General features: G+C 45.5%; 17 protein-coding genes and 1 tRNA gene. 12 read left to right on the top strand and 6 right to left on the bottom strand.

The genetic code is table 11. The features are described from left to right. The first annotated feature begins 178 nt into the window (after positions 1-178). The 3 genes from BUB81_RS06075 to BUB81_RS06065 are packed head-to-tail and all read left to right on the top strand — an operon-like array spanning position 179 to position 4359. Positions 179-2353 carry a TonB-dependent receptor gene (locus tag BUB81_RS06075; RefSeq protein ID WP_073319821.1) on the top strand — a complete coding sequence of 725 codons (2175 nt, stop codon included), beginning with the start codon at positions 179-181 and terminating at the stop codon, positions 2351-2353. Between the two features lie 10 nt (positions 2354-2363). Beyond that, positions 2364-2921 (top strand): hypothetical protein, encoded by a 558-nt coding sequence (locus tag BUB81_RS06070; RefSeq protein ID WP_073319818.1) that lies wholly within the window; start codon positions 2364-2366, stop codon positions 2919-2921. 1 nt (position 2922) lies between these two features. Then, positions 2923-4359 carry a PepSY-associated TM helix domain-containing protein gene (locus BUB81_RS06065; RefSeq protein ID WP_073319815.1) on the top strand — a complete coding sequence of 479 codons (1437 nt, stop codon included), beginning with the start codon at positions 2923-2925 and terminating at the stop codon, positions 4357-4359. Between the two features lie 55 nt (positions 4360-4414). On the opposite strand, the gene BUB81_RS06060 is transcribed toward BUB81_RS06065, so the two are convergent. Beyond that, positions 4415-5095 carry a cupin domain-containing protein gene (locus BUB81_RS06060; protein WP_073319812.1) on the bottom strand — a complete coding sequence of 227 codons (681 nt, stop codon included), beginning with the start codon at positions 5093-5095 and terminating at the stop codon, positions 4415-4417. Between the two features lie 2 nt (positions 5096-5097). Next, on the bottom strand, positions 5098-5499 hold the full coding sequence (locus tag BUB81_RS06055; protein ID WP_073319810.1) for a hypothetical protein: 402 nt from the start codon (positions 5497-5499) through the stop codon (positions 5098-5100). Between the two features lie 231 nt (positions 5500-5730). Between BUB81_RS06055 and BUB81_RS06050 the strand changes: the two genes are divergently transcribed. Both BUB81_RS06050 and BUB81_RS06045 read left to right on the top strand, forming a co-directional pair. Beyond that, positions 5731-7110, top strand: a complete 1380-nt coding sequence (locus BUB81_RS06050) for a deoxyguanosinetriphosphate triphosphohydrolase family protein (protein WP_073319807.1) — start codon at positions 5731-5733, stop codon at positions 7108-7110. After that, positions 7094-7879, top strand: coding sequence for a nucleotidyltransferase family protein (locus BUB81_RS06045; protein WP_073319804.1), 786 nt, complete (start codon positions 7094-7096; stop codon positions 7877-7879). Before BUB81_RS06050 ends, BUB81_RS06045 begins: the two co-directional genes overlap by 17 nt. A gap of 191 nt (positions 7880-8070) precedes the next feature. On the opposite strand, the gene BUB81_RS06040 is transcribed toward BUB81_RS06045, so the two are convergent. The 3 genes from BUB81_RS06040 to BUB81_RS06030 form a co-directional block, all read right to left on the bottom strand. Next, positions 8071-9270: a hypothetical protein gene (locus BUB81_RS06040; RefSeq protein ID WP_073319801.1), complete on the bottom strand. Its 1200-nt coding sequence runs from the start codon at positions 9268-9270 to the stop codon at positions 8071-8073. Next, complete coding sequence (locus BUB81_RS06035; protein ID WP_139241511.1) at positions 9267-9764, bottom strand: DUF4365 domain-containing protein; 498 nt, start codon at positions 9762-9764, stop codon at positions 9267-9269. The genes BUB81_RS06040 and BUB81_RS06035 overlap by 4 nt, the downstream gene beginning before the upstream one ends. Before the next feature lie 231 nt (positions 9765-9995). After that, positions 9996-10072, bottom strand: a tRNA-Ile gene (locus BUB81_RS06030). 268 nt (positions 10073-10340) lie between these two features. Here BUB81_RS06030 and BUB81_RS06025 point away from each other — a divergent pair. Then, positions 10341-10670 (top strand): hypothetical protein, encoded by a 330-nt coding sequence (locus BUB81_RS06025; protein WP_073319795.1) that lies wholly within the window; start codon positions 10341-10343, stop codon positions 10668-10670. A gap of 15 nt (positions 10671-10685) precedes the next feature. Here BUB81_RS06025 and BUB81_RS06020 read toward each other — a convergent pair whose 3' ends face one another. Beyond that, positions 10686-11375 (bottom strand): hypothetical protein, encoded by a 690-nt coding sequence (locus BUB81_RS06020; RefSeq protein WP_073319792.1) that lies wholly within the window; start codon positions 11373-11375, stop codon positions 10686-10688. A gap of 312 nt (positions 11376-11687) precedes the next feature. On the opposite strand from BUB81_RS06020, the gene BUB81_RS06015 reads away from it, so the two are divergent. The 6 genes from BUB81_RS06015 to BUB81_RS05990 all read left to right on the top strand — a co-directional run bounded on the left by BUB81_RS06015 (position 11688) and on the right by BUB81_RS05990 (position 15915). Then, entirely contained in the window at positions 11688-12026 is a 339-nt protein-coding gene (locus BUB81_RS06015; RefSeq protein ID WP_073319789.1) for a DUF3718 domain-containing protein, read from the top strand. 67 nt (positions 12027-12093) lie between these two features. Beyond that, complete coding sequence (locus BUB81_RS22280; RefSeq protein ID WP_073319786.1) at positions 12094-12957, top strand: LytR/AlgR family response regulator transcription factor; 864 nt, start codon at positions 12094-12096, stop codon at positions 12955-12957. Positions 12958-13059: 102 nt separating this feature from the next. Continuing rightward, entirely contained in the window at positions 13060-13431 is a 372-nt protein-coding gene (locus tag BUB81_RS06005; RefSeq protein ID WP_073319783.1) for a CidA/LrgA family protein, read from the top strand. After that, entirely contained in the window at positions 13431-14165 is a 735-nt protein-coding gene (locus tag BUB81_RS06000) for an LrgB family protein (protein WP_084526268.1), read from the top strand. Before BUB81_RS06005 ends, BUB81_RS06000 begins: the two co-directional genes overlap by 1 nt. A gap of 251 nt (positions 14166-14416) precedes the next feature. Then, positions 14417-15412: a response regulator gene (locus BUB81_RS05995; RefSeq protein WP_073319780.1), complete on the top strand. Its 996-nt coding sequence runs from the start codon at positions 14417-14419 to the stop codon at positions 15410-15412. After that, complete coding sequence (locus tag BUB81_RS05990; RefSeq protein ID WP_073319777.1) at positions 15412-15915, top strand: PAS domain-containing protein; 504 nt, start codon at positions 15412-15414, stop codon at positions 15913-15915. Before BUB81_RS05995 ends, BUB81_RS05990 begins: the two co-directional genes overlap by 1 nt. Positions 15916-15984 lie beyond the last annotated feature (69 nt).

Raw genomic sequence — 15984 nt, 5'->3', positions numbered from 1 at the left:
ACTTTCTTTTTTTATCCGGCTTCGGACCTGGTTGTTCGTATAGTAATCAACGGTCAGCGCTTTGGCCGTCAATGGTCTTATTTTCAGTGCTGAACACGGCAAATGCGTTGTCTATCTATATAAAAATAACTATCATTTGCATTTTATTTTATAAGTGCAATTCAGAGTTGGAGTATTAATGAGTCCTCGTAAAAATGCGTTAGCGGTAATGATCGGTTTAGCGATGGCCAGTCAGGCTGTATATGCTCAGGCCCCGCAGCAAAACAGTGACGCAACTGACGATGTTGAACATATCACCGTAAGTGGTTCTCAGGTAAAACTGAACGACAGTTTTGCTGGTGGACAGGTGTCTCGTGGGGGCCGAGCCGGTATCCTGGGCAACCTGGATATGATGGATTCACCTTTTAACAGCATTAACTTTACGGCCGATATTATTCGCGAACAGCAGTCACGCAGTGTGGCTGATGTGCTACAAAACGACCCGGTAGTGCGCGTTGCAAAAGGATTTGGTAATTTCCAGGAACTGTACGTAATGCGCGGTTTGCCCGTGTATTCTGACGATATGACCTACAACGGGTTATTCGGTATTTTGCCTCGTCAATATGTGGCGGCTGAGCTGTTAGAGCGCGTTGAAGTGTTTCGTGGTGCCAGTGCTTTCCTAAACGGCGCGGCTCCGGGTGGCAGTGGACTGGGCGGTTCGGTGAATATTGTGCCGAAGCGGGCCGGCGAAGAGCCGCTTAATCGCTTCACTCTGGGCTACGAATCACAAGGGCACTTGTTAGGTGCAGTAGATGTGAGCCGTCGTTTTGGTGAAGAAGGTAACAGCACGGGTGTCCGTGTTAATCTGGTTCAACGCGGCGGTGAAACCAGTGTTGATAATCAGGATCGCGATTTGAGCGTGGCCTCGGTAGGTATCGATCACGAAGGCGAAAAAGTGCGCGTGTCCCTGGATTTAGGCTTTCAGGACCACCAGGTCGATGCGCCACGCCCGGCAGTCACGCCATCAGGTGGCATTCCAAAAGCGCCGGAAAGTGATACCAATTTTGCTCAGCCCTGGACCTATACAAACGAACGTCAGTTTTTTGGTGCAGTGCGCGGTGAATATGACTTTACCGACACTATCACTGGCTGGGTAGCGTATGGTTTCCGCGAAGGGGAAGAAGACAATATCTTTGCTAACCCTACTGCACAAGTGAGTGGCGACAGCAGCGCTTATCGCTTTGATAACGTTCGCAACGATAGCATTCGCTCTGGTGAAGTTGGCGTGAACATGGAATTTGAAACCGGCGATGTGGCGCATACGCTCATCACGTCTGCATCTGTGTTTTCTCTGTCTTCTGAAAACGCCTACGCGTTTTCCAGCTTCGCTGGTTTCCCGGGTAGCATTTACGACCCTCAACCGGCTGACATGCCTGCAGCAGACTTTTTTGTAGGGGGTGAACTTAACAACCCGCTGGTGACCGAAGAAACCGACCTGTCGAGTGTTGCCATTGCCGATATGCTGTCATTGCTGGAAGGTAAATTACTGGTAACAGTAGGTGGCCGTTTACAGAATATCGAAACCCGTACGTTCAACTATAACGATGGCTCTGCGTTGTCGTTATATGACGAGTCCAAATTCACACCAGTCGCGGGTGTGGTTTATAAATCGTCAGAGCAGCTGTCTTATTACGCTAACTACATTGAGGGACTATTGCCAGGTGAAGTGGCACCGGCTAGCAGCGGTGGCGAACCAATCACCAATGCCGGTGAAGTGTTTGCCCCTTACAGTGCCGAACAAATTGAAGTGGGCGTAAAATACGATGCGGGTCAGTATGGTGGCGCGCTGAGTGTGTTTAGCACGTCCAAGCAATCATCTGTGGTGAAAGACAATGTATTCTCTACTGACGGCGAGCAGGAAAATCAGGGCGTTGAATTAAGTGTGTTCGGCATGCCGTCCGACAACCTGCGCGTTGTGGGAGGTTTCACCTGGCTGGATGCCGAAATGACCAAAACGCAGGACGGCCTGTTAGACGGCAAAACAGCAATCGGCGTACCTGAGCTTCAACTGAATGTGAATGTTGAGTGGGACGTAATTGCCGTACCTGGTCTTACGCTGGACGCGCGTGCAGCCTATACCTCAGAGCAATACGCCAGTGCAGACAACAGTCTGGAAGTTGAAGCATCGAACCGGTTTGATATTGGTGCGCGTTACAGCTTCCTGGTTGGTTTGACCGACATCACGCTGCGTGCACGCATCGATAACGTTTTCGACAACAATTACTGGGCCTCTGTTGGTGGTTATCCTGGTTCTAATTATCTGGTGCTGAGTGAACCGCGAACGGTTAAGCTATCGGCGTCAGTGAACTTTTAATAGGTAAACCATGATGTTATCTCTCGCTGCCTTCGCCGGCAGCGCTTTTGCGGTTGGGCTGTTTTATGCAGCCTGGCGCACCCATCAGCCCACAACCGGGCGACTCATAAAAGGCTTTGCGGTTGGTTTGATGCTGGTCAGCCTTTGGTTATGGTGTCTTGAACACGGGCCTGAACTGGGAGCATGTTATGCCGTTGTGGCGTTTTCACTGCAGGCATGGACCTGGATTTACCTCGCCAGACAGCGCATAGACAAAGATATCAAGCGGGTTGTGCTGCCCTTTGAGTCGGGTATGCAATGGCCGGGCGCCAGTCACTTAACGCTACGCTTGCTGAAAGCCGCTGCCTGTATATTTCTTTGCGCCATAAGTGCCATGCTACTCACCGTTGTGTGGACCACGACTTTGCCCATGGACAAGGTGGACCAGATTGCATTGGGCATATACACCATGCCGGTGTTGTGGGGGGCGTTTGTTTACTGGCTGTGTGCCGACAACACAGAGTGGCGACCGGTTATATCAGTCAGCGTCATTGGCGCATTGAGTTATTTGCTAATTTACAGTGTTTAGTATGAAAATTTCGATTTCTCCCAACGCCAATAAAAATGCGTTAAAAAGCCATGCATGGATTGGGCTGGCCGTGAGTGTGCTGATGTACTGGGTGTGCTTTTCCGGTGCGCTTTCGGTGTTTTCACAGGAACTGCTGCGTTGGGAACAACCCCACATCGCAGACAACCTCGATTATTCACCTGACACCATTCAGGCTGCCTACGAGCAGTTTTTAACCATGCAAGGCGGCAGCGCGGAAGGCGATATTGTTGTGCGCTTGCCAACACAGGACCTGCCTCGTGCGCGTATTAGTGCAGACGGCGAGGTGTGGAACATTGCGCCTGATGGCACCTTGAGTGAACCTTCCAGTACCCCCATTACTGATTTGATTGTAGATTTGCATGTTGCACTGCATTTGCCTGAAGACACGGGCATGATGATAGTGAGTATGTTAGGGGCCATGCTAAGCGCACTGATTATTTCCGGGATCATTGCCCATAGGCGTATTTTTAAAGACGCATTTCGCCTGCGTACCGGCAATAACGAACAGCTAACTCAAGGTGATTTGCACAATCGAATGAGCGTGTGGGGACTCCCCTTTCATTTAATGATTGCGCTAACCGGTGTGTATTTTGGCCTGGCGTCGTTCCTGACGTCATTTTACGCCGATGCGCTGTATGACGGTAACAAAATGGATTTGTTTGCCGACATCTACGGTTCATCCATACAGGTAGAAGCGCAACCCCAGGTAGCGAACATAGCGGGGGCGTTGTCTGAATTAAAACGCATTGCGCCTGATACTCAGCCCATTTTCGTAACGCTCGAGAATGCCACGCGGGACGGCCAGTATATCTTATTGAGTTCGCAGCACATGGATAAGCTGATCTACGCTGAACAGTACCGCTTTGACTCCTACGGCAATTACATTAACAAAGTGGGGTATTCCGACGGCAAAGCCGGGCAGCAGGCGATTTTTTCGGTGTACCGCATTCACTTTGGCCACTTCGGGCCTGAAACTATGAAAATCTTTTTCGGATTAATGGGCTTCGCGCTTACGATAATTTCTGTAACGGGAATAAACCTGTGGCTGGCAAAGCGCCAGAAGCAGGATGTGCTAAACCAACTTTGGATGGGCACAGTGTGGGGAACGCCCATTGCAATGGTGATTGCCGCGATTGCCTCTCTAGTTATCGGCCTGCCGACCAAGCCGGTTTTCTGGTTTGTTTTAACGGCTGTGCTAATTGGCGCACTGTTGCAGAAAACCCTGGTAAAGACACACATGAGTTTGCTGAAAATACTTACGGCACTGCTTGTTTTATTGCCAGTCACGCATATCGTGGTGCATTACCCGGACGTTCTGGTGGCAAACTCGCTGGTTATCGACACGGCATTCATTGTTTTTGCCGCTTGCGTATGGCGCTATCGCGTTTCCCGCATTCGCAAAGGATGGCTGAGCTAATCCGTTAGTTTATCGCTGGCGGGCTCTTTTGCCCGCTCCATGATTAATGCGGGCGCTATAAATTATCACCCAGCAAATTAGCGCCAAGGTGGCCCACCTTCACGTAAATAAGCGCCCCTTCATCCCTCGTAAATGGCGTATGTTGTGAATATCTTGGACTGCGAATCCATGTACCTTCAGGGTATTCGCCGTGTTCATCGTAAAAGCAGCCTTCGAGCACCAGAATTTCTTCACCACCTGGGTGGGTATGAGGATTAAATTGCGTGTGAGGTGCCCAGCGCACTAATGCAGTGTTCACGCCTTCGTGTTCATGTAACGGCAAGACCGATAAACCCTCAACCAGCCCCGGCATAAAGCGCATATCGAGGGTACTGACATTAACGAATTCGGAATCCGTGCTGGCAAACTGCCACAGCTTAACCAGAATAGTACAGCCTTCAGCAGAGTAGGGGGTATGGGCACTGCCAGGCGGATTGCGTAAATAACTGCCTGCCGGATAATCCCCGTGCTCGTCGCTAAAGGTACCGGACAGCACAAAGATTTCCTCGCCACCCTCATGTACATGACCAGAATAGCCAGCGCCGGGTTCGTAGCGAACAATGCTGGTGGCGCGTGCCACTTCATCACCTACCCGGTCGAACATCATTCGTGACACACCCGACAGTGGGGAAGGTACGAAGCCATATTCTTCCGGTCTGATTACAACACGCTGGGAAAAATCGCTGTTTAAATGCATGGTCAGCCTCGCTGAGTTAACTTGGTGATTATACTGAATTCACACGAAGGTAGATTAACAAAGAGCACAAAGTAGTTTAATGAGGGCATGCTAAGTACACAGTAATCTGTGTTAGTGGGCAAAATGATATGGTGAAGCAGAAAATGGTGGCCCCACCCTGACTTGAACTGAAATGTGGTATGGGAATTACAAGGTCTTTCCAGGCACAGTTGGATAAGCTCGTATTCAGATACCAGTTCAGATTCAGATTCGATGATGAGAAGCTCGCGGCAGTACTCGAGCCAAAACTCTGCGGCTTCCTGTGTAGTGCTAAATGGCTCAGTTAATAGCGCGATTAGGCCTTTATGGGAGGGGGAAGGCAGGCCTAAGTCGATGTGCTCGGGCCATTGTTTAATGTGTTTCATTTGAGGTTCCTATTTGAATGATGTATTCAAATAAGATCCCCGTTTTTGCGTATTTTGCTTATGAGATATTTATCGGCGAAACTGGGCAGTAAAGTCCAGCATTGAAAACGAGCTTAAGACGGATAATAAATCTTGAAGTTGTTTTTAACTTAATGAAAATTGTCGCGAAATTTGACATGATAATGCGATTGTATACGTTGTGTTGATATTGAGAATAAGGATTTGTTTTTTATGCTGGATTGGCAAAAATTACTAAATGGCGCAAGAAGAAAAGATAAGAAGCTGGGCTCCGCTATAAGTGAATCTTCAGCAGGCCGATTAGAGTTAGAGAGAGACTATGACAGAATTTTGTTTGCCACTCCAACTAGAAGGATGGCTGACAAAACACAAGTGTTCCCTTTGGAGTCAATTGACAGTGTACGAACTAGGCTTACACATTCGCACGAAGTATCGAATTTAGCGAGAAGTATAGGTGTAAGGCTTGCCTTTGATTATGCAGAGGAGGTGTTCGGAGAAAATGCAGCTGAACTCAATGTTCAGAGAGTGGTTCCATCTCTTCTTGCAGCGATAGGGCTTGCACATGATATTGGTAATCCTCCGTTTGGTCATCAAGGTGAAGTTGCAATCCGGGAATGGTTTAAAGAGAAATTAAAAGATAAATTAAAGGAAGAGCCCAAATTAAAGGATTTCACAGAGTTCGATGGAAACGCACAAACTTTGAGAATGCTATCACGGTTGCAAATATTAAATGATGACTTTGGATTAAACCTGACATACGCAACATTGGCCTCATTGATTAAATATCCCCAGTTTAGTTTATCGACTGACAAGATTTTCAAAAAGCCTGGTGTTTTTGAATCAGAACGTGAAGTTGCAGAGGAAATTTGGAGTGAAACTGGGTTGGGTGAAGGGGTCAGACACCCATTCACATTCGTTATGGAAGCTTGTGACGATATTGCGTACTCAGTAATTGATGCTGAAGATATAATAAAAAAAGGCTTGGCATCTTTTCAGGACTTAATTAGCTATCTGAAAAAGCATGCTAATCATAATGGCAAGGTTTTATCACTGATATCTAAATCTGAAGGTAAGTTTGAAGAGTTTTCAAAAGAAGAATTAAGCGGCGCTGAATTAAGTGATATCTCGATGCAGATGTTCAGAGTGTACGCGATAGCAGAAATGGTAAAAGATAGTGTAGATACTTTTGTAAAAGATAAAAATATTATCTTATCTGGAAAAGCAAAGAATTATGAATTAATTGAAAAATCAGATTCAGCGTACCTTTGTAAGACTTTAAAGAGGTTTGCATTTGAGTTTGGTTTCCAACATAAAGACGTTTTAAAACTTGAGCTGAACGGTTCTCATTACATAAAAAATACTTTGGATATGTTATGGGAAGCGTTAAATGGTTTGTCTGGAAATTCGCTTTTCGATAAGTATGTGAAAGCACGTATATCAGAGAGTTATACTAGGGTTTATAACGGAAGAAGTGATAAAGATACCACTTATGCAAAAGCACAACTTTTAGCAGATTTTGTGTCTGGTATGACTGATAGTTACCTAATTAAATTTCATGATGACTTAAAAGCAGTACATGGTTCGAATAGCTAAAAACCCAACTGAATTAAAGAAGAGAGTTTTGCGGTTCTTTGATCCACAAGGAGCAAGGAAGCCTCTCGCCAAATTTATAGAAAGCCTATCTTCAAAAAGTGAAGTGCTGGTTTTTGGCGGTTGTGTTAGAGATATTGCACTCTATGGAGTGAAGCTCTTCTCATCAGATATTGACTTAGTTTATACGGGCTCTAGTGACGAGTTAGCTAGAGTACTGGAGCGTATGAAGTGCGAGTATGAGTTAACTCAAAACAAGTTTGGTGGTTATCGGACGGTCGTAAAAAACTGGGATGTGGACCTTTGGGCAATCGAAACAACGTGGGCATTTAAAAAAGGTTATGTACAGTACCATTCTATAAATTCACTTCTAGATACCACAATTACGAACTGGGATGCCATTTTTTATAAGTGGAATGAAAGTGAAATTGTATGCCGTGACCAGTATTTTACAGATATGAATGATGGATATCTCAGCTTAAATCTATATCGAAACCCAAATGTAATCGGTTGCTTAGTCAGAATTCTAAGATTTTACTTCATGAAGAAAGCCACTTTATTTTCTCCGGATATTAGACAGTTCATTATTGAAAAGTTTGAAGGGAGAAATGTCGAGGATATCGTTAGGTATGAAGTTAAAGCGTACCCAAGAGATAGATATCTTAATTTTAATAACGTGACTAATTTTATCGAGGCAATTAAAAGAGGTAATAACGAATTGATTCCTACTTTACTTGAACCTAAGAATACTACTAAGGATATGTTTCAGTAACAATGTCTTGTGATATTACCGCTTAGGTAAAGTGTGATTTTAGTTATTTTAATTCTTCGCTCTATTATCAAGAAATAAGGCTTTCAGGAAATAATCACAAAGTGTCTCCTTGCAATGCCTTATAGTGGCATATTAGGCTTTGCTGGCTTATAAGCTATTTCCTAGTTATATAGTTGAATAGAGTATTTTACCTAGTCATCTTTATTTTTATCGGGCTTAGATAAGCTTATTAGTTGAGGATTGACGTTTGAGAATTCTAACTCTTCTTCTACAATTTTTATTTCTATCACTTTGGGCATAAAAAACTTAGTTGATTTCCCTATTTTTGCTTTTATCAAATCGCCTTCGATACATACGTACTTTTTGGTTTTGTGCGCTTCGTTTGCAATTGAATATGATACGTCATCCATCTCAGAAGTGATTTGTTTCTCATTATCAGCGAATTCAGCTTTAAGTGTTACAACCCCTGTGGGTATTTCAAGAGTGTGATCCCTTTTTAGGCCAACTACTCTTGCATAAATAACGACATCTTCTAAATAATCGGTAGACTGAAGTTTCGCTGCTATTTTTCTAACTTTTGATGCATCATCCTTATTGAATTCAACATAAGAAACTTGCTCCGGCGACTCTTTCTGAGTTTGAGACCAGTGAATTTTTATCTGCCAGTCTCTATTGCCCACTTCACCAAAAAGACTTGCGACTGCGTCACACTCTTGTTTGGTATAACCGATAGTTAATAATTTTTGAATCAATGAGTTAGAGTTGCTGTCTGTATATTGATCTATGATTTTTTTCAAAGTGACAAGTCTTTTAATTAAAGCCTTGTTAACTAATCGACCAATCGTACCATTACCTTCTAAATGTTTCAGCGCAAGTTGATGTTCATTTGAATTTGTATCAGATAACAATGGCAAATACGCATTAACGATATAACTCCCCTCAGCTGTCTGACCTAAATCTGTATCAAAAAGGTATTTAGACTTTAAACCAGGAAGAGATTTACTAAGCTCTGCTATTGCACCCAAGACTATATTCTTTAATGAGTTGAATATACTGACACCATCATTGAATGAAATATTCCCAGACTTAATATCAGAAGCATCTACTCTAAGCTGGAGCAAATCTTTAGTGAGATAGGCTTGCTTCAATCTTAAAATAACTTCTTCAGTGGTGATATGTTCTTCAACAGATAGCAACTGAATGAGCTCTTCGATTGCCTCTTCGTAATCTTCAAATGTACTGTCAGTTGGAATCCATACTTTCTTGTTTGTAGATCGGGAGCTCCATACTTGTACTCCATTATCGAAAGTTTTTATCACCTGCCAACCATAAGAGTACAGGAAGTCTGCCAAGGCGGTAGGGGTTAACAAGTCATATTCAAGTGTGCTCATGCGATAGACCCCGTTTCGTTAACTGCTTTCATAAGTCTAGACAAGGTACTTGAATCTAACTTGTTGTTGAGAGGTATTTCTACAGTGACAGTTGAAGTGTTCGGTCTGGGGGGGAGACCTTGGAGATTTAACCAATAAATACCATAGCGCAATTCCAGCTGAAACGGTCTTTGCACCACCCACGTCATAGGGTCATTTGGCAAGATAGCTAAGCAAAGAAGTCTGGGTTTGCGCACATTCGTTTTAATTAAATCAGCATAATTTTTCGCATCAAGAGGATATTTGATAATACCTAATTTTTCTTTGATGATAGCGAAATTTGTCGTTGCTTTTAATTGAAAATCAATTTGAGGATCAGTTTCATACAGTTCACCATGGACTTGTAAATCAATTCCGAAGTCTTGATTTCTCGTAGACCAAGTACATCCAACCTGTGCACATATAGCAGTCGCCATTGATGCATTCATCAGTTCCATCTGGTGGTTACGATCCAAGTTTCCCTCTACGTACGGTATCAATTTGATTTTGGTTAATACTGCAATAAATACAAAGAAGTATCAATCTAGTAACACCGTTTACTTGTTCTTTAGATACTCAGAATTTCAGATCGAGGTCTTTGCTTAAAAGGCAGCAAGTAAAAGCTATCCTTAAAAAAAAGCAACCTGCGCTCATATGCAAAAAAGGATGTTATTTCCGTAGTAAATTATTGAAACTTCAAGGAAAGATGGTGGCCCCACCCTGACTTGAACAGGGGACCTGCCGATTATGAGTCGGATGCTCTAACCAACTGAGCTATAGGGCCATTTGAAATGTTGCGACGCGTTATCATTCGATAAGCGGGCGCAAGTATAAGCAGTTTTTTATGCCTTGTCACCCCATCTCATGCATCCGGCGCGCTTAATTGAGCGAATTTTCATCGCTTTGGGCATGACTGTCGCTATGTTATCAGTTTGTTGTAAATAATTGCTTTTTTGCGCTGGCGAGATTAGTGCAAATTTATTGGTTGTCTGCTATCTTTCAGCTACTTAATGAGAATTTCTTCACATCGGCAATTCATCTGGAGAATAATAATGACTGAAAAACCATATCTGGTTAGTGGCCGAAATACGCTTATTCACAAAATTCGCAAGTTTGACTTATTAATCATCAATGGCGACGAAGCGCCGCCTATTGTTGTTACCTTTCGCGGTATAAAAGTATACGAAGGCAAAGTGCCGGATAACAAGCGCGAAGCAAAAATGATGGACATGGAGCTGGTTGATGTAACTTCAGGCGAAGTGTTCGGCGATGAAAAAACGCTGATTTTCGTTCAAACGCTCAATGGCAAAGAATACAAAATTGACTACTCCAAAGCGGGCACGTCTATGTTTATTCGTGTTCACCAGGACAGCATTTTTTAAATTGCGTATTGCAGGTTATTCGTTCGATAACCTGCTTTTTTCAAACCCCTCTACAAAACCCCATCCTTCGGGGTCCAGCGTATTAAACTGCGGTATCGGCTTGGGCGTTCCTTTTAGCTGCACATACCTGCGGTCATAAATATTAAACTGACATACGTCTTTCGGTGTGGTTTCAGAGGCATTCAGTTCACTCAGCACTCCCCCGTGTCGCAAGCCTTCTGCGACGAGTTCAGAACAAAACCAGCGGTTGAATTTACGTCGGTTATAGGTCAGCCACCTGAACCACTTGTGGTCGTCAAAAGTGTCTATGGCGGCGCCAAACAGCTGCCAGATATCGTAAGACTTATTTAACTGGTCGGCGAGGAAGTCGTGGAATTGAAGCCAGTTCTGTTCAAGCGAAGTCTTTGCGTCGTTGTGTAGTGGCAACCACCAGATATCGCCTTTATAGGTCCGTATGCGCTCCCCAACATAATTGTGCATTACTCCCTTTTTTCCTTTAATCGAGGTCGCTTCTATCATAGTAAGGTCATTCAGGTGCTGGTCTGTCGGGGTGTCGGGGGAATCAATTACCAGTGCTGTGTGCGTGACCACTGAACTTGTTGTCAGTTTGGTCCAGCGCGAAAACAAGCTGGTGCCGCCAAAGGCGATAATGTCACCGGGTGCGATAAGGTGCTTAACATCCTCATACTGTTTATGACTTAACACGGGGTTTTCCTTTTTTACAGATTGCGAAGCGACAATCCGTAAATCGCTAGCTCGCTGCACTTGATATGCAGTGATGAAGCGATTTACTCCTTTCTTCGAATGTTACAAATTGTGTGGCCTGCGCGATTAACTTTAATGTTAATCCGACCGTTTAACTGCAGTTATATCCCGTTTGTCGCAAAATCTCAAATAGCAGCATTTTAACGTTTCTGAGACAACCTTTTCACTTTCAATCTCTACTGTATAGGTGCGTACCGGAAAGTTTTTGCTGTGTTTCCCGGCGCAGCATCGAGTTAATCAGAGGATAAGATCATGAAAGTTAGTCACCGTATTACTGTTCCACTGGCCGCGGCCACCCTGTTGGTATTCAGTTCAATTGCAGCCGCGGGCTCAGCTCAGGCGGGCACAATGTCTGCGAGTATGGAAAAGAAATTGGTTGCTGTGTGTGAGGCGATCAAAGATAACAACCGACTGTCGCTTTATCGGGCGATTAAAGCCAGTGGCGTAAGTTATCGAACCCTGGCCGAAGGCCTTGTCTGCAATGGGCAGGATATGTATAGCTTTGCGATGAACAACAAGGCAAATGAAACCGGTGCGCTGATCGCGAAACGCACTAATTTAGATGAGCGCAGCTTAACCGCTAAACGATAACGTTTTTTTCCCTTTCCCTGGGTTTGAGGTTGTCAGGAGGCAGCCTCTTTTTTCAGAAGGTAATTACGTGCTGAACAAATCACGAACCGAGGTTATCTCGTTCGTTATGACTGAAGGTAAAATGGCGAACGCATTCTCAAGTAGTTTGCGTGAACTTGCATTGCCAGCATTTCGGTGTGAATTTACCCAGGATTTGTTGTCGCATTTTCACCGTCAGGCGACGTTACAAGACCGGGTAGCCATTGTCGGTGAGCAAACTGAACCTGAGACCAGTCTCAAAATCATTGTTGTGGGTTGCCAGGAGCTGGAAAACCTGTCTTCTGCCCATCCTCGTCCAGCACTAAGCGTACTTTGCGGGTACAACAATCAGCAGGCCATTGACGGGTTTGCGACCGGGATCCACCGTTTTTACCAACCCGACGCACCAGTCTCCCTTCGGCAACAGCAAATGACTGGGCTCATTGAAGCCTACAACGCGCGCCTGAATGCCTTAAAGTGGCACTGGATTATTAAACGCCTGAGTTGGCAGCGGGCTTGTTCGCCGGCCAGGCTCATGCAGGAACTGTCAGCGTTAAAAACACGCAGTACTGCGTCACAACAGCAGGTTTCGTTGCGAAGTAGCAGTGGATGGCATTACATCGACTGGCAGCGAATTCGTTACGTGGAAGCAGCTGGGGACTACATGTGCGTGTATACGCAGGAAGAAACCCTGATTGTTCGTTCAACGCTGACTGAGTTAGCAACACGCTTGCCCAAAGCGCACTTTGTACGGGTAAATCGCTCAGCGATCATTAATTTGCACCACGTGAAGCGACTGAATAAGGTAAGCCCCACAGTGAATTATGTAGAGCTTCAGGACGGCAGCCGTATTAAGATCAGTCGTCGACTCTTACCCCATTGCCTGCCGCTTTTGGATAGCAATCCTGAGTAGGCATAACGCCTGTTTATCTCCTGTATATACGACTCAAGTCTTCTGGTTCGGCCGACTTTGTGCGGTTATGATGGTCAGAATTTCTAATTGAATGAGACAGCTATGCCAAAGGCTATCAGTAGCGCATTGGGTTTTATTGGTATTGTGAGTTGCTATTTAACCGGCGAGTGGTTGGTGCAAATTACCCGTGTACCCTTACCCGGCGCGCTAATCGGTATGTTGCTGTTGCTGGTTATCTTGTTGTTTCGACAACGGTCACCAGGCGCGGTGGGTCAGGTTGCGCAACCATTGCTGGGTCATATGACCCTGTTATTTGTTCCCGCTGTTGTGGGGGTTATGGCATTTTGGCCTGAAGTGAAGCAGAACCTGACTGGGATAGTACTGGCGCTGGTTATAACAACGGTGCTGAGTATGGGGATTACTGCCAGGATTGCGCAGCAAATATTGAAGCGTAAAGTGCAGGACTCGCGCTAATGGCTGTTACGTCTCTAGCACAAACGCTGACACCAGTATTCTCTGTTGTTAATCATACACTGAGTTGGCAGAGCGCCGCTTGGCTGGGTATCACCCTGGTCTTTTACAGCTTTGCGGTATGGGTATTTCGTCGGTTAAACAATCATCCATTAATACACCCCCTTACGCTTACGGCAATCGCTGTGGGTGTGTTGCTTGGCATTACGGATACCCCGGTGGCGCAATACCATCAATATGCCGGATTACTGCATTGGTTGCTTGGGCCTGCAACAGTCGCTTTAGCGGTACCTCTGTTTAATCAGTGGCAGCGTATACGACACCTCGGCTGGCCATTATTGTTAAGCGTTGCCGTTGGAGGCGTTATTGCACCCGTGTTGGCCTGGCTGATGGTGTATATCATGGACGCGCCACTGGCTATTCAAATGACCATGCTGGTGAAGTCTATTACCAGCCCGCTTGCTATGGAAACCGGGGCGATTATTGGCGGTATACCCGCGTTAGCTGCCGCGTTTGTGATTATCACCGGTATCGTAGGCGCTTTGGCCGCGCCGTTAACTTACAGGGTGTTCAATGTCACTTTACCTGAGGCGCAGGGCGTTCCTCTGGGCTCAGTTTGTCATGCTGTAGGTACGGCAAAAGCACTGCACATGGGCGAGATTCAGGGGGCACTCGCAACCGTGGGGCTATGTGTCAATGGCGTGATGACCGCCGTTGTGTTGCCTCTGTTATTCTAATCTCAACTGAACATTCTTTCGTGTTTTGCCAGTACTCAACATTGGGATATCGATACGGGCGTCTATGCCGTGTCACGGAAACGATTAACCTTTATGTTCGCAAGCATCATTTGCTGCACTCTTAAAGTTGTCACATGCAAGGAAACTTGCGCGTAAACAGGCAATAAACATTGATTTTTACCAGACTACTGCTATTCGTTAAAGAGACCAAACGTCTATGACAGCGAGTTCGCTTTTACTTCTGGATAGCCATGTATTCTGTATTGATTTGTGATGACTCCCTGGTTGCCCGCAAACAGGTGGCCAAGTGTTTACCTCAGGATTGGGAGGTAGCGATCCATTTTGCAAAAGATGGGCAGGAAGCGGTAGGTGCGCTAAAGGAAGGGAAGGGGCAGTTACTCTTGCTGGACCTCAATATGCCTGTCATGGACGGCTATCAAACGCTCCAGGCTATTCAGTCAGAGGGGTTAAACACCAAGGTTGTGGTGATATCAGGTGACGTGCAACCTGAGGCTCATGATCGCGTGAAAGCACTAGGCGCAGTGGCGTTTATCAGAAAACCCGTGAGTGCAGCCGAACTACATGACGTTCTGACCTCAAACAACCTGTTAGAGGCCGAGCCAGAGTCGGAAATCGATACTACGCCGCTGGATCCGGATATTCGTGATTGCTATCAGGAGATAACGAATATCGCGATGGGCCGCGCTGGCGATCACCTTGCCAGAACCCTGAATGTGTTTGTGCATTTGCCTATCCCCAATGTCAATCTTATTGAAGTCACTGAGCTACATATGCTGCTCAGTGACATTGAGACCCACGAACGGGTAAGTGCTGTGTGTCAGGGCTTCGTAGGGCCCGGCGTACAGGGTGAGGCTTTGTGCATTTTAAGTGACTCCAGTCTGGGCGACGTAGCAAAGATTCTGAATATTTCGGGCGATGTAGATGACCAGAAACAACTTGAGCTGTTAATGGATGCGGCCAGTATACTGATTGGAACCTGCCTGAGCGGTATTGCTGAACAGTTAGATGTGTCTTTTGCGCAAGGGCAACCCGTTGTATTGGGGCAGCATCGAAACATCTCCGATATTATTAATACCGGCAAGCTTAAATGGCGCCGCACCCTTGCCATTGAAATCTCATACGGGCTGGAAGGCTACAACGTAGTGTGTGAGTTGATTCTGCTGTTCACTGAGGCATCCATGGAAGTCATGAATTACAAGTTAGCGCATTTACTGGAGGACTTTTAATGAGTGATCAGGCCGTAAGTGAAATGCAGGAGTTTCATTGGATCATCGACATGCTGCAAACCGTGGACGTAGGGATCGTTGTCCTCGACAAGCAATTTAACGTAAAAATGTGGAATGGCTTTATGGAAAGTCACAGCGGCAGACTTCCTTCAGATGTGCGCGATAAGTGCCTCTTTGATTTGTTCCCAGATATCGACCAGGACTGGTTTATGCAAAAAGCCAAGCCGGTGTTCGGGCTTAAAACCAGGGCGTTTATGATTTGGGAACAACGGCCGTATTTATTTAAATTTTCAAACTACCGGCCTATTACTGGTAGCGAAGAATTCATGTATCAGAATATTATTCTGTCGCCACTAGTGTCTGCCACTGGGCAAGTCGAAAACATCAGTATGATGGTCTACGACATGACAGACATAGCGTCGGGTAAAAAACAGCTTGAAGCGTTACAGGTAGCTCAGAGTGAGGCATTCGAGCGTCAGCATATGCAGCGTCCTGGCCAGTAAATCAGACATCTTCGTCCTGCCTGTCTGTTATTCAATGTGGGTGCCACATCCCTTAAATGCTACTAAACC

This window comes from Marisediminitalea aggregata (assembly GCF_900129565.1).
Classification (GTDB): Bacteria; Pseudomonadota; Gammaproteobacteria; order Enterobacterales; family Alteromonadaceae; genus Alteromonas; species Alteromonas aggregata.
This window is presented reverse-complemented; position numbering and strand designations above follow the sequence as displayed.

Coding starts and splice junctions, on each gene's coding strand:
- BUB81_RS06075 (WP_073319821.1), top strand. CDS start 179: ATGAGTCCTCGTAAAAATGCGTTAGCGGTAATGATCGGTTTAGCGATG.
- BUB81_RS06070 (WP_073319818.1), top strand. CDS start 2,364: ATGATGTTATCTCTCGCTGCCTTCGCCGGCAGCGCTTTTGCGGTTGGG.
- BUB81_RS06065 (WP_073319815.1), top strand. CDS start 2,923: ATGAAAATTTCGATTTCTCCCAACGCCAATAAAAATGCGTTAAAAAGC.
- BUB81_RS06060 (WP_073319812.1), bottom strand. CDS start 5,095: ATGCATTTAAACAGCGATTTTTCCCAGCGTGTTGTAATCAGACCGGAA.
- BUB81_RS06055 (WP_073319810.1), bottom strand. CDS start 5,499: ATGAAACACATTAAACAATGGCCCGAGCACATCGACTTAGGCCTGCCT.
- BUB81_RS06050 (WP_073319807.1), top strand. CDS start 5,731: ATGCTGGATTGGCAAAAATTACTAAATGGCGCAAGAAGAAAAGATAAG.
- BUB81_RS06045 (WP_073319804.1), top strand. CDS start 7,094: ATGGTTCGAATAGCTAAAAACCCAACTGAATTAAAGAAGAGAGTTTTG.
- BUB81_RS06040 (WP_073319801.1), bottom strand. CDS start 9,270: ATGAGCACACTTGAATATGACTTGTTAACCCCTACCGCCTTGGCAGAC.
- BUB81_RS06025 (WP_073319795.1), top strand. CDS start 10,341: ATGACTGAAAAACCATATCTGGTTAGTGGCCGAAATACGCTTATTCAC.
- BUB81_RS06015 (WP_073319789.1), top strand. CDS start 11,688: ATGAAAGTTAGTCACCGTATTACTGTTCCACTGGCCGCGGCCACCCTG.
- BUB81_RS06005 (WP_073319783.1), top strand. CDS start 13,060: ATGCCAAAGGCTATCAGTAGCGCATTGGGTTTTATTGGTATTGTGAGT.
- BUB81_RS06000 (WP_084526268.1), top strand. CDS start 13,431: ATGGCTGTTACGTCTCTAGCACAAACGCTGACACCAGTATTCTCTGTT.
- BUB81_RS05995 (WP_073319780.1), top strand. CDS start 14,417: ATGTATTCTGTATTGATTTGTGATGACTCCCTGGTTGCCCGCAAACAG.
- BUB81_RS05990 (WP_073319777.1), top strand. CDS start 15,412: ATGAGTGATCAGGCCGTAAGTGAAATGCAGGAGTTTCATTGGATCATC.